Here is a 15269-nt window from a genome sequence, read left to right on the forward strand (position 1 = left end):
GTGGGGGTTCATAGATGGAACAATCAAAAGCAAAGATCAAAATGTTTCTGTCTCGTTTCTTTAAAAGCCGGGAGCTGCAGGATGAGGATGATATTTTTGCGCTGGGGTTCGTGAATTCTTTATTTGCCATGCAGCTGGTCATGTTTCTGGAAAAAGAATTTAACATTGTCATGGAGCCGGGCGATCTGGATATCGATCACTTCCGGACCATTAAGGCCATAGTGAATTTTGTGGACAGTAAAGCGGATGTCAATGTCTCTTAATTATCAATGAAGGAGTTATCTGCATGAATTTCGACTTGACCGCCGAACAGCTGGAAGCTAAAGAAAATTTCGAGTCTTTCGCCAAAACCTGCATTGAACCCTATGCCCGTCAGATGGATAGCAGGCAGGAGACCCCGGATGAAGTTCTCTCCAGTCTTAAGCAAGGAGGGTATTTGGGAGCTAATATTTCTGAGCAATATGGCGGAAAAGGCTGGGATTCGATGATTCTCAGCTTTCTTCATGAAGAGATCGGTAAAAGCTGTTCTTCCATCCGGAGTCTGCTGACGGTTCACGGGATGGTTGCGTATGCGATACAAAAATGGGGATCGCCTGAGCAAAAGAAGCGATGGCTTCCCGATTTGGCGAGCGGAGTAAAGACGGGTGCTTTTGCCCTTACGGAAAAAGACGCAGGCAGCGATGCCAGTGCACTCCGGACAGAAGCCGCCCAGGATGAGCTTGGATATATCATCAATGGAGCAAAGAAATGGACAACCTACGGGCAAACGGCAGACCTGCTGCTCGTCTTTGCGCGCTTGGAAGGTGAAATAACGGCGTTTATAGTGGAGGGTTCCGCCTCTGGCATTACCCGAACAGCCGTAACGGGACTGCTCGGGTTAAGGGGTTCGATGACGGCAGACCTTACGTTTGAGAATTGCCGTATTCCCAAAGAAAATTTACTTGGGCGAAAAGGAGCCGGCTTATCTCATGTCGTGCAATTTTGTCTGGACTATGGCAGATTCTCCATCGCATGCGGCTGCGTGGGCATTGCGCAAGCGAGCCTGGAAGCTTCTCTGCGATACAGCGGGGAACGCAAACAATTTGAACGCACATTAATCGAGCATCAGCTGATCCAGAAGATGATTACAGAGATGGAGGTTCACACTTCCGCCGCCAGGCTTCTTTGCCGCCAAGCGGCTTATTCGCGTGATACCCTGCATCCCGACTGTGTACTGCAGACGTGGAAAGCCAAATATTTTGCTTCGATTACCGCGAGCCAAGCAGCCAAAGACGCCGTCCAGATCCATGGCGCCAACGGATGCAGCTCTCTTTACCCGGTGGAACGATATATGAGGGATGCCAAAATTATGGAGATTATCGAGGGAACCAATCAAATTCATGAATTAATGATTTCTTCCTATACCTTCGGACAATTTAAATAATCGGAAGAAAGGAGGCAGCTATGGACGCCGAAGAAAAAAGAATCAAATGCCTGGTATGGGACCTGGATTTGACTTTGTGGGACGGCATTCTACTGGAGGACGGAGAAGTCCGGCTCCGCGAAGGTGTGCTGGATATCATCCGGACGCTGGATGAACGCGGAATTCTGCAGTCGATTGCCAGCCGTAATGAGTACGCCCATGCAATGGACAAGCTGGAGCAGCTTGGAGTGGCGGAATATTTTATATATCCGCAAATTTCCTGGAACTCCAAGTCTCAGTCAATCCGGGAGATTACGGAACAGATCAACATCGGATTGGATGCGGTCGCGTTTATAGATGATCAGCAGTTCGAGCGGGAAGAGGTAAACTTTCATTTGCCCGAGGTATGGTGTCTGGATGCGGCGGAATTGGAATCGCTTACTGATAAAACAGAGATGATCCCGCGTATTATCTCTCCGGATGCAAGACAGCGGAGGGGATTATACAAGAGTGAGATCGAAAGAAAAAAAGCGGAGGAACACTTCACAGGAGATCAGAATGAGTTTTTGTCCACGCTGGATATGGTCATGCAGATCCATCCTGTAACGGTGGGTGATCTTGAGCGGGCCGAAGAGTTGACCGTCAGAACCCACCAGCTGAATGCGACTGGCTACACCTATTCTTATGAGGAGCTGCTGCATTTCAGCCGCTCGGAATCTCATCTTCTTCTCATCTGCGAGCTGGATGACCGGTTCGGCAGATATGGTAAGATCGGTCTTGCCCTGATTGAATGCATAGAGAAAACATGGGTCCTCAAGCTGATGCTCACTTCCTGCCGGGTCATGTCTCGCGGGGTCGGAACCGTGCTTTTGAATCATATTATCCGCAAATCTATAGAGGCCGATTGCCGGTTGCTGGCCGAATATTTACCGAATGACCGGAACCGTATGATGCACATAACCTATAAATTTGCCGGCTTTAAAGAGATTGGACAAGAAGGAAATACGATAATTTTTGAACATGATGGACGCACGGTTCAACCTGCTGCCGAATATGTCAAGCTGATCGCCACAGGGTAACTACAGAGAAGTGGGGAGGAAACCATTTTGGAGAAAGCCGCCTTTTTATTTCCCGGACAAGGATCCCAGTATATCGGAATGGGCAGCAGCTTATATAAGGAACATGCCGCAGCGAGGCTGGTATTTGAAGAAGCGAGTGATCTTCTTGGCAAAGATTTCGCTCACATTTGTTTTAGCGGAAGTACAGTGAATTTAAATAAAACTGAGCATATGCTGCTTGCAATTTTTCTGGTCAGTGTTGCAACTTTCCGTGCATATATGGAAGAAGTGGGGCAAGAGCCCTCTTACTGCGCAGGACACAGCTTAGGGGAAATTTCTGCGCTCACTTGCTCGGGAGCGATACAATTCGCGGATGCGGTCCATATCGTGCATCAGAGAAGTTTGCTCGCGGAGAGAGTCGCCGATCACGGAGAAGGCGCTATGACCGTTGTAAACGGTATTCAGGAAAATCAAATCCGGAATATATGCGAAATGAGCTCGCGTGTGGGCGAGCCAGTATCGCTGGCTTGTATAAATTCCGATGTCCAGTTTGTGATTGCCGGACATTATTCGGCAGTAGGCAGGGCAGAGGATCAAATCGCTTCAATCGGCGGGCAGATTACTCCCTTGCTAATGAGTCCGCCTTTTCACAGCGCATTAATGGAAGAGGCAGCGGTTGAGCTGGAAACCGTTCTGAAATCTTACACGTTTGAGAAGCCGAGGTGGCCGGTCATAGCCAACGCTACGGTCTCCGTCTATAACGAACCGGACGATATTTACCGCTATCTGAGAATGCAGCTGACACAGCCGGTACGGTGGAAGGAAACGATGGATTTCCTGAAACAGCGGCAAATTACAAAAACCATTGAAATGGGACCCCAGTCGGTTCTTACAAATCTGGTGGCAGCAAATTATCCGGGCGTACAATCGTATTCTTACGGGCAAGCAGACGACCGTCTCCACTTATTGAAGAAAATCGGCAGCGGGCAAGGTGAAATACAAGGGAAAAGCTCCGTTTACAGCAAAGAATCTTTGGTAAAGAGATGTTTGACCGCCGCAGTCTGTACGAGAAACCGGAACATGAATGAGGAAGAATTTTTGGCAGGGGTAATTGGCCCCTATGAGCAGTTAGAAGAAATTGAACGGAAATTGGAACAAGATCACAGCAGCGTCTCACAAGGGGATTTCTTGCAGGTCCTGCAGCTTTTAAATACGATTTTTCATACCAAAAAGGTGCCCGCAGCTATCCAAACGATGCGTTTTGGGCAAATTCTCGAGGAGACGGGAAATCAGGAATTGGCGGATCACCTGCCCTTTTTGCAAATGCGGAAATAAGATGCCGACTTAGGAGGCGAACCATGAAGAGCAAGCTTTTTGACATGGATGCGGAGTCATGGGATGCGGAGGAACAACACTTTCAAATCCAAGAAATATCGAAGCGGGATGTGGCTATTGTCGGCATGTCGTCGAATATTGCCCACGCTCAAAATATACAGCAGTTTTGGGATATTCTGCGAACCGGGCAAGACTGTATAGCTCCGCTGCCCCAGGGGCGGAAACAAGATGTGGATCACTATTTTTCATATATGAATCACATCAATGGCAGGGAAGGCCGCCCGGAATATTCGGAGTTTGCTTATTTAAACGAGATTGACCAGTTCGACTATTCATTCTTCGGTCTTTCGCCCAAAGAAGCCCAGCTGATGGATCCGAATCAACGATTGTTCTTACAGCTTGCCTGGGAGGCAATAGAGGATGCCGGTTACAGCGGCGGCAAGATACGTGGAAGTAAAACGGGCGTATTCGTCGGATTCGGGGGCGATATTCTCTACAAGCAGCTTATTGCCAATGTCGAGCCGGATTCCGCCGCTTTCTCGCTGGCGGGTAATCTCGATGCGATTATTGCAAGCCGCATTTCGTATTTGCTGGACCTGAAGGGTCCGAGCATGTTAATCAACACGGCCTGCTCATCGGCCCTTGTCGCGATCTATATGGCCTGCCAGGAAATCAGAAGCGGCAATTGCGATCTTTTCCTTGTAGGAAGCATTAACATTAACATGCTACCGGTCGAGGGTGAAATCAAGCTCGGACTGGAGTCCTCCAGTAACCGGAGCCGGGCATTCGACGATGGAGCGGACGGCACAGGCGGCGGCGAGGGAGGGGGCGTGCTGGTCTTAAAGCCGCTTCAGAGCGCCCTGCGGGACGGTGACCATATTTATGGCGTGATCAAAGGATGCGCCATTAATCAAGACGGCAGCTCCAACGGAATCACTGCTCCTAATCCGGCTGCGCAGGAAGAGGTTATTGTGCGTGCCTGGGAGGATGCCAGGATTGACCCTCAAACCATCACCTACATGGAGACGCACGGCACGGGAACAAAGCTGGGAGATCCGATCGAGATTGAAGGTCTGCAAAAGGCTTTTCGGAGAACGACGAGCAAGAAGCACTTCTGTGCGATCGGTTCCGTTAAATCCAATGTCGGGCACTTGAATCACGCAGCGGGAATAGCGGGCATTATAAAAGCGGTATTGTCGCTGCATCACAAACAGCTGCCGCCATCTTTGCATATCTTTCGTCCGAATAAAGAAATCGACTTTAAACGGTCTCCTTTATACATCAATGACACCTTGTCCGATTGGGATACGGAAGGGATTCCGCGCCGCTGCGGCGTCAGCTCATTCGGTCTGAGCGGCACCAACTGTCACATTGTGCTGGAAGAAGCGCCCGAGGTTAAGAAGCCGCTCCAGCCTGCCGGCAATGGCCCTTATCTACTGTCCCTCTCGGCCAAAAGCGAAGAGGCGCTTGCGGAGCTGGTCCGCAAATATTCGCTCCAGATCCCTGCTTGGGGTGAAGAACAGCTGGGCGATATTTGCTACACCGCCAATGTAGGCAGGGAGCAGTTTGCATACCGGGCAGCTTTCTGCATCCGTAACCTGGAGGAACTGGCATCGCAGCTAGAGAGTTACCTCGAAGGGTCTTTCCGGTTCTCACCGGACAGCCCGCCCAAGCTAACGGTCCAAGAAAAGCAGGCATTGAGTGCTGAAGCCGTTCTTCTCGTCCGTTCTCATGCGGAGAAGGACACAGCTAGCGATACCGTTCTAAGCCGGTTATGCCAGCTGTACATGAACGGGGCTGATGTTCCTTTTCATGAATTATATGCCAATAAGAAGCATCGTCTGGTAAGCCTGCCTACCTATCCGTTTCAGAAAAAACGCTGCTGGATTGATATTCCGGTCATCGAAACCGGTGAAGAGGCTATGTACCACGGGGTACGGTGGGAGCCTTCCCCGCAAACTTCGGCGAGAGCCGGAGAAGGGGACAACGTTCTAATCATAGGAAGCAGTCCTGCGAATGTCGGTTCACTTGCCGCTTGTTTTGAATCGAACGGTAGTCATGCTGTTCAAGTGTTTCCCGGAGCGGATGGGTTCAGAGCGGTCAGTGAGAATTTGTATACGCTTTCATTTAACGAAGATGATTACAGGGAATTGGCAGATTTTATCGTGAATCGTCACATTACCCGAATTATTCATTTTTATGAAACGGAGGAGATTTCGACGAAAGAGCAGCTGGAGGAAAGCCAGCGGACCGGAGTCTCCCATTTGTTCCAGTTATCCAAGACGCTGATGAACCGGGACCTTGAGAATGATCTGGAAGTCATTCTGATTACTCCTAACGTTAATCCGGTGGACGGTTCCGAGTCACAACTCTATACGCAGTATGCACCCATGCTCGGGTTAGGTAAGGTCGTCAGTCTGGAAAGCTTCCGGATCCGCTGCAGATATATCGATGTCGATCCGGTTACTACCCTCGATGAAATCTATTCGGAAATATGCAGCGAGTTTAGCCAATACGGGACTGCCTACCGCAAGGGGATCCGATATGCGGAAATCTTGGACCGGTTGTCTATAACCGGCAATCAGGACGATGCCGGCATGAAGCTGAAGGAAAATGGCGTGTATGTGATTACAGGCGGCCTGGGCGGTATCGGGCTGGAGATCGCCCAAGATTTCGCCAGCCGCGCTAAAGTGAATCTATGCCTGATCAGCCGCAGTTCCTTGCCTCCAAGGGAGGAATGGGACGCGGTTCTGGCAGGCAGTGATAACCCGAAACTGCTTCGAAGCTTACGCATTATACGGGACATCGAACAATCGGGAAGCGAGGTTCACTGCTACGCAGCCGATATTGCGGAAGAGGGACAAGTCGCCCCGATATTGGATGAGCTCCGGTCCCGGTACGGCGCCATAGACGGAGTTATCCATGGAGCGGGAATTATCGGCGAAGGGTTAATCGTAGGGAAAGGGGACGAGCTGTTTAACCGTGCCCTTTCCCCTAAACTATACGGTACCTGGCTGCTTGACAGGCTGACCCGGTCGGATGATTTAGATTTCTTTGTTCTTTTCTCGTCCGTTACTTCCCTGACGGGAGCGCCCGGTCACGGAGCTTATACCGCAGGGAACAGCTACCTGGACATTTTCGCTGCGAATCGTAGTCTGGAGGGCAAGAAAACAGTTACGGTAAACTGGGCCACCTGGCTGGAAGTCGGGGTTGCTGTAGATTACGGCGTCAATGTGGACGGTTTGTTCAAAGTGCTGACCACTAAAGATGCCATTGGGGCATTTCATCAGTTAATGGAATCGGGAATGTCCAGAGTGATCGTCGGCAAAATCAACTACGAGGACGAAGTCGTCCAATTGAACGACGATTCGCAAATCAGACTATCCGCCGATATTGTACGGACGATCCGGCATAAGAGCAAGGAACTAGAGTCTGCTTCCACATCTCCGGCTCAGTCGATCGCTCCTGTAGAACTGCAGGGCAGAGATGGAGATTCCTATACCGATACGGAGCTTCAAGTCGCATCGATCTTCGGCTTCGTACTGGGATATGAATCTCTGAATATCGACGACAATTTCTATGAACTGGGCGGCGACTCCATTCTCGCCATTAAGATTGTGAATGGCATTCAGCAATGTTTCGATATGAAAGTGGAAATTTCTCAGATCCTGAAAAATCACCCTACCGTATCCGGGCTTGCCGCCTACTTGGATCGGCTTCGCTTGGCGGAAGGAGAGCAGGGCCGCACAGATTCAGCCATGGCCATACAGCCGGCAGACAAAGCCAGTCATTATCCCGTATCCGCTTCTCAGAAAAGATTGTTCACTCTGAATCAGTTCGAGCCGGATAATGTGAGTTATAACATGCCGCTGGTTATGCGGATCGACGGTTCATTGAATTCGGACCGCATTCATCATGCGGTCCATGAGCTGGTCGCGCGTCATGAATCCTTCAGGACTTCATTTACACTGGTAGACGGTGAACCTGTGCAGATTATTCATGAAGAAGCGGGCTTCGGAATAGAGAGTTACCAGTGCCAAGAGCATGAAGTGGATGAAGTGATCCGCAGCTTTGTGCGGCCTTTCGATTTAGAGACGGCCCCGTTATTCCGGGCCGCTCTGATCACTGTATCGGATACGCTGCATCTGCTGCTGATTGACATGCACCATATCATTTCGGACGGCACCTCGATCAGCATCCTTATTCAAGAATTCGCTGATTCTTATCAGGGAAAAGACCTTCCCCCTGTCGGGATTCAGTATAAAGACTACGCGGTGTGGCAGAACGATTTACTGGGGACGCCTTACATCGCAAAGCAGGAGAAATACTGGCTGGACAGCTATTCCGGAGAACTGCCGGATGTTCAGCTTCCTTCGGATTATCCGCGCCCGTCGTCCTTTAATTATGAGGGAGACGTCTATGAATTCGGCATTGATCCCAAGGCGACTCACGAAATGAGAGTGTTTTGCCAAAAAAACGGCACTACCATTTTTCACTTTCTCCTATCCGCCTACTACGTTCTTTTGTCCCGTCTGGCAAAAAGCGAAGATATTGTAGTCGGTGTGCCGGTCATCGGCAGAAGCCAGGAAGAAGTGCAATCCACCATTGGGATGTTCATTAATACAATTGCACTTAGGCAGCACCCGGCGCAGGGCAAAAAATTTACAGATCTCTTGAATGAGGTCAAAGAGAATCTGCTGACTGCTTATGAAAATCAAGATTTTCAATTTGAGATGCTGCTTGAGAAAATTAAAGCAAAGCGGGAAGTTAACCGGACCCCTTTGTTCGACACCGTATTTAATCTGCAGAATACAAGCTTTGATCATGGGGTTGCTGTCGGGGATCTCGTATTTACTCCGCAGCCTTTCGGCGATAACTCGACCAAGTTTGATATGACGATCCATTTGGACGAGTTGGCGGACCGGATTGAGATGAACTGCAACTACCGGACGAGCTTGTACAAGCATGAAAGTATAAAGTACCTGATGGGCGAATACGTGGAGCTGGTACGCCAGCTGTGCGCAGATCCGGGCAAAGTCATTGCCGAATATGACTTGCTGAATTCCACATCACTGAGCAAGTATTGTTCAGCAAAGGTTGTTGAACGCGCAGCGGCAGATACCCTTGTAAAGAGGTTCGAAGACATCGCGGAGCGCTATGAGAATCGGGACGCGGTGATTTCGAATGCCGGATCTTACAGCTATGGGGCGTTAAACCGGCAGGCGAATCAGATCGCACACGCTATACTGGCTGCCCCTATGCATCCGGAGAATGAGGAGGCGGGCAGAAGAGTCGCTCTATTATTCGAGCATGGCGAAGAAATGATTGCAGCTATGCTCGGCACGCTGAAGTCGGGCGCGGCTTATATCCCGCTTGATCCAGGATTCCCGGCAGAGCGGCTGCAGGAGATCCTGGAATCTTGCTCCATCGGAATGATGGTTACCAATGATAAGAACGAAGACTTATCCCGCCAAATTACGGGACAGCGGATCCCGATCCTGAATACGAATGCGATGGAGGAATCCGCGGATCGATCTAACCCGAATGTGTCTATTGACTCTGCACAGACGGCGTACATCATGTACACTTCGGGCTCTACCGGCAAACCGAAAGGTGTCGTTCATACCCATTCCAGTGTGCTGGCGTTCATTGACCGGTTTACGGCGGAGCTGATGATCCGCCCGGAAGACCGGATTTCGCTGTTTACGTCCTACACCCATGCCGTCGGAGTTATCGATATTCTCGGTGCGCTGTTAAGCGGAGCGGCCGTACTTCCTTATGATCTTAAATCGGAGGGCGGTATCGATAAACTACCGGCTTGGCTGAGCTGGCGGCAGATTACGATCTACCATTCGATTCCGTCGATCTTCCGCTATTGTTTCGAGGAGGCTGCAAATACCAGCTCTCTTGAACACATCCGGTTAATTATTCTCGGAGGGGAAGCGGTATACAGCCGCGACGTCGAACTGTTTAATGCCGCATTCTCGCCATCGAGCCAGTTTGTTAATTTGTTCGGTTCTTCCGAGGTGCTGATCGCTACGATAAACATCATCGAATGGGGACAACCGATCAATGGCAAACTCATCCCTGCGGGGCTTCCCGTTCCGGAAATTGAGCTTCGCATCGAGGCCGATAACGGTGAGGAAGCCGGTATTTTTGGAAAAGGCGAAATGGTGTACCGCAGCAGGTATTTAGCGCGTGGATATTGGGACAGCGATGAGAGTACCCGAGCAGCGTTCGGGAGCAGTCTAACGGATGGTGAGTCAGCTGTGTTCCGCAGCGGAGATTTGGCACGAAGACTGCCCGACGGCACGATTGAGTTCCTGGGCCGGAAGGACTTCCAGGTCAAGTTGAGAGGGTATCGTATCGAGCTGAATGAAATTGAGATCCATTTGAATCATATGAACGAAATCGAGAAATGCGTGGTCGGGGTAGCTGAAGGAGAGGAAGACGAGCCGCAGCTTGTGGTCTGCTATGAAACCAAGAACAAGCTGCCTTTGGATAAAGCGGACATTCAGCAGCTGCTGAAGAGCAAACTGCCGATTTATATGGTCCCGTCGCACTATATTCATTATGAAAGCATCCCGCTTACAGCTAATTACAAGATCGACCGGAAAGAATTGCAGAAGAATATTTCTGCCGCAGCGGTGCCGATGGACGGCGGTACCGACCCGGATATCGAAATGAGGCTGATCGAATGCTGGACAGAGCTGCTGAAAGCGGATGAGATCGGTCCACATGCCAACTTTTTTGAACTGGGCGGTCATTCCTTGAAAGCGACAGCGCTGATTTCCAAAATTCACCGGACCTTTGACGTGCATATTTCGATCACGGATATTTTCCAGTACCAGACAGTCAGAGAAATGGCAAAGTTGATTGCGCAAGCCAATATCGAGCGCTACGCAGAAATCGGGAGGGCGGCGCAGGCTCCTTATTACCCGGTTTCTTCTTCGCAGAAGAGAATGTATCTAGTCTGTCAGAATGATCAGGTCGGCACCGGATATAACGTATCCGGAGCTGTCGAGCTGCGCGGTGAACTGGATACGGGCCGCTTTATCGGCGTATTTGAAGAACTGATCCAGCGGCATGAGTCGCTGAGGACTTCTTTTGAAATGGCGGATGGCGATGTCCGGCAGTGGATTCTCGGCCATGTTGACTTTACTGTGGAACAAATGGAATGCGAAGACGATGAAGAGTCGATCCGGCAAAGAGTATCCGGATTTATCCGTCCTTTCAATCTCGGTCAGGCTCCTCTCTTCAGAGCGGCACTTATCCGCATTCATTCCGGCAAGCATCTGTTCATGTACGACATGCACCATATTATTGTGGACGGTACTTCTGTAGGGTTGTTGATCCAGGATGCGATGGATTTGTATGAAGGCCATCGTTTGAATGAACTGAGCATCCAGTACAAGGATTATGCCGTCTGGCAGAATCAAATGTTAAGGAGTGACGCGGCTGGCAGGCAGCGGGAATACTGGTCAGGCGTCTTCTCGGGTGAAATTCCGATCCTTCAGCTCCCCTTGGATTATAACCGTCCGGCGGTAAAAAGCTTTGAAGGATCTGTCTTTACTTTTGAAATCGGCCAAGAGTTATTGAACGGACTCAAACAGCTTGCCCAGCGTGAAAAAGCAACACTTAACATCATCTTGTTAGCGGCATTCCAAATCGTGATGGCGAAATATTCGGGGCAGCAGGACATTGTGGTAGGAACGCTTGTATCCGGAAGAACCCATGTGAATGTCGAACAGGTGATGGGGATGTTCGTGAATACGCTGGCACTGAGGGGGCAACCCGAAGCTGGCAAGCCAGTGGCGGATTTTATTGCTGAGACCAAAGAACGTTTACTGAAAGCGCTGGATCATCAAAACTATCCGTTCGACCATTTGCTGCAGGATCTGAAAGTAAAGACGGATGTAAGCCGGAACCCGTTGTTTGACGTGGCTTTTGTTCTCCAAAACATGGAGAGGCCGGAGCTGCAGCTGCAGGGCCTCACGGCTAGTCCTTATCCGATTCATTCGGTTACGTCTCAGTTTGACTTGAAATTTGAAGCCAACGAGGCGGAAGAAGGCATTTTCGTTAACGTAGAATATGGCACTCTTCTTTTTAAAGAAGAAACGATCCGAAGAATGTCTGCTCACTATACGAATGTATTGGAGTCGATTTGCCGGGATACCGAGCAGAAAATTTCGGAGATTACTCTGTTGACGCAGGAAGAGCAGGAACGGATCCGGGTACTGAACGATACATCGGCCGAGCTTTACGGCGGGGTGGATGTAGTGGATGACTTTGAGAGCAGTGTCCAACGTAATCCGGGTAAAGCCGCCCTGCTCTGCAAGGACCGGAAGGTGACCTATGCGGAGCTGAATGAGCGGGCTAACCGGCTGGCGTGGGTACTGACGGACAAAGGGGTGGGCAAGGACACGATTGTCGGAGTCCTGGCCGAACGGTCCGTCGAAATGGTTGTAGCGATCCTGGCGATCCTGAAATCGGGCGGCGCTTATTTGCCGATCGATCCGCAATTTCCGGATGAGCGCGTAGCTTATATGCTCCGTGACAGCGGAGCGCGGATTATTTTGACTGTAGAGGCGTTGCTCCCCCGGATTGAATATGATGTTGACACTATACTGCTGGACCAAGCACATCCGGGTATAGCGGATAACCTCATAGGATGCCGCCGCCCCGATTCTCTTGCTTATGTCATTTATACGTCAGGTTCTACAGGACAGCCCAAAGGTGTCATGATCGAACACGGATCCTTAAAGAACCGCCTGCACTGGATGCAGCAGAACTATCCCATCGGAGAGAAGGATGTAATCCTGCAAAAAACGAACTATACGTTCGATGTTTCCGTATGGGAGTTCCTCTGGTCCCTGTCAGAGGGAGCGGCTCTCAGCCTGCTGGAGGCGGGCGGCGAGAAGGATCCGGTAACGATTGCAGAGACCGTGGCAGCCCATCAAGTCACGGTTCTTCACTTCGTCCCTTCGATGCTGAGCGTGTTCCTGGCCAGTATAGCTTCGGGCCATTTGTCCTACGGGCAGCTTTCTAGCCTGAAGTACGTTTTTGCCAGCGGAGAAGCTTTACAGAAGAAGACCGTGACCGTGTTTAACGAGAGTATCGGTACCTATGGGGCGTGCAAGCTTATTAACTTATACGGACCGACGGAAGCGACTATCGATGTCACTTATTATAACTGTCCGGCGGATTCACTTCCGGATTCGATTCCTATCGGGAAACCGATCAGTAACACGCAGGTCTATGTGGTTCACGAAGATATGCAGATGCAGCCTATCGGCGTAATCGGCGAGCTATGCATCGGAGGAGCCGGTGTGGCGCGCGGGTATATCAATAAACCGGAGCTGACTCGCGAGAAATTTGTGGACAACCCGTTTGTACCTGGACAAAGGATGTACAGAACAGGCGACCTGGCGAGATGGACAAGCGCCGGAGAGATTGAATATCTGGGCAGAATGGATCATCAATGTAAAGTGCGCGGGTACCGGATCGAGCTCGGCGAAATTGAAAAAACGCTTCTGCTGCATGAATCCGTTACGGATGCTATCGTGCTGGCGAGAGAAGATGCAGACGGTTCCAAGCAGCTATGCGCATACGTTATCGCCGCTCAGACGGAGCTGCTGCCGGGCGATCTGCGGATCTTCTTAGCGGCTAAATTGCCTGAGTACATGATTCCTTCCCATCTGATCATCATGGACAGCTTTCCGCTGACGGCCAATCAGAAGGTAGACCGCAAGAAGCTGCCTGAGCCGCAGGAGTCGGTAACCGGAAGTGCCGAGTACGCGGCACCGGCCGACCACTTGGAAGCTCTGTGCGTCCAAATCCTCATGGATGTTCTGGAAGCTCGCCAGGTCGGGATGAACGATAATTATTTCGAACTGGGCGGTAATTCCATCCATGCGATTCAAATCTCTGCTGCCATGTATCAACAGAATTATAAATTAACGGTCCGTGATATTTTGCGGTCTCCCGATATACGCGGAATAGCCCGGCAGATCACTCCGCTAGAGAAGAAAGCGAATCAAGGTTATGTATCCGGTGAAGTCGTTCTTACTCCGATCCAGAAATGGTTCTTCGGGCAAGAATTTGCAGAGAGTCATTACTGGAATCAAGCTGTGATGCTGCAATTCAACGAGCGAGTAGACCCGGACAAGCTGATTCAGTCCTTTGCCAGCTTAATCGCGCATCATGATGCGCTGAGAATGACGTATAGGCAGGAGGGTGAAGCCATCGCCCAGTTCAACCGCGGCCCGGAAGGTGAGTTTTTCACTTTTGAAAAATTTGATTTCCGCGAAGTATCGGATTTCACGAGCCGGATTACGGAAGAATCGGAGCGTATACAAGGCAGCATCCATCTCGACGGAGGGCAGCTCGTTAAGCTCGGCTTGTTCCAGACCCCGCGGCAGGATCATCTGCTGATTGCCATTCATCATCTGGTTATAGACGCTGTATCGTGGAGGATTCTGCTGGAAGATTTGTATGCGTCCTACTCGCAAGCAAGCGGACAACCGAATATTGGAATGAAAAGCAAAACGCATTCGTTCATGGAATGGGCGAATTGTCTCAATCAATATGCCAATAGCGGTGAGCTGCTGAAGGAAGCGGCTTATTGGCGTGAGCTTGCGGATAAGCCTTGCATGCCTCTTCCGAAGGATTTTCCTGACGAAGTAAATCCGGAGACGGGATCAAACGCGCTCGTTTCAATTGAATTAAACGAGGAAGAAACGAGCCGCTTGCTGCATGGGGTTCATCAAGCCTATAACACGGATATGAACGATATTTTGTTGACGGCTTTAGGACTCGCTCTTAAGGACTGGACGGAGCACACGGCGTTTACCGTTTATTTGGAAGGACACGGCCGGGAGGAGCTTTTTGAAGGCATCTCCGTATCCCGTACGGTGGGATGGTTTACTTCTTTGTATCCGGTTCATCTCGACATGGAGTATGAAGATCTGTCCTACCAGATTAAAACCGTGAAGGAATCGCTCCGGCAAATTCCAGCCAAAGGAATCGGCTTCGGAATTCTGGCTTACATGACGGACCTGACCAGTCAGGATTTAGCGCTTAAAGTGCCTAAGCCGGACATCTGCTTCAATTATTTGGGGGAATTCGGCAAGGAAACCGCTAATGACGTGTTCCAGCTGTCCGCCATTTCTGCAGGAGCAACGCGCAGTCCGCATGCAAAATCGCCTTATTCACTGGATATCAACGGCGTTGTAGCGGAAGGACGCTTATCGATCTCCTTTACTTTCGCGCAGAAGGAATATAAAAGAGGGTCCATCACGAAGCTGTCCGGCATATTCAAAGATCATTTGCATGCCCTTATTGAGCACTGCTCAGCTTCTGACGCACCGCAGAATACACCGTCGGATTATGGGACCAAGGATTTGTCCATTGAAGAAGTGGAGGATATTCTCGAAATCTTCAAAACAATTCAGGAGTGAGGATGGAATGGAGAG

The 15269-nt window shown here is 50.3% G+C and carries 5 protein-coding genes; all 5 read left to right on the top strand.

The annotated features are described in order from the left end of the window. Positions 1-14 precede the first annotated feature (14 nt). Genes EDM21_RS03545 through EDM21_RS03565 form a run of 5 tightly spaced genes read left to right on the top strand, consistent with a single transcriptional unit; the run spans position 15 to position 15254 of the window. Positions 15-263: an acyl carrier protein gene (locus EDM21_RS03545; protein WP_157332986.1), complete on the top strand. Its 249-nt coding sequence runs from the start codon at positions 15-17 to the stop codon at positions 261-263. 23 nt (positions 264-286) lie between these two features. Next, positions 287-1423, top strand: a complete 1137-nt coding sequence (locus tag EDM21_RS03550) for an acyl-CoA dehydrogenase family protein (RefSeq protein WP_157332988.1) — start codon at positions 287-289, stop codon at positions 1421-1423. A gap of 20 nt (positions 1424-1443) precedes the next feature. Continuing rightward, positions 1444-2481 (top strand): HAD-IIIC family phosphatase, encoded by a 1038-nt coding sequence (locus EDM21_RS03555; RefSeq protein ID WP_157332989.1) that lies wholly within the window; start codon positions 1444-1446, stop codon positions 2479-2481. Positions 2482-2508: 27 nt separating this feature from the next. Continuing rightward, positions 2509-3795 (top strand): ACP S-malonyltransferase, encoded by a 1287-nt coding sequence (gene fabD, locus EDM21_RS03560; protein WP_157332992.1) that lies wholly within the window; start codon positions 2509-2511, stop codon positions 3793-3795. 23 nt (positions 3796-3818) lie between these two features. Continuing rightward, positions 3819-15254 (top strand): non-ribosomal peptide synthetase, encoded by an 11436-nt coding sequence (locus tag EDM21_RS03565; protein ID WP_157332994.1) that lies wholly within the window; start codon positions 3819-3821, stop codon positions 15252-15254. The last annotated feature ends 15 nt before the right edge of the window (positions 15255-15269 follow it).

Source organism: Paenibacillus lutrae (assembly GCF_009757775.1).
GTDB lineage: Bacteria > Bacillota > Bacilli > Paenibacillales > NBRC-103111 > Paenibacillus_F > Paenibacillus_F lutrae.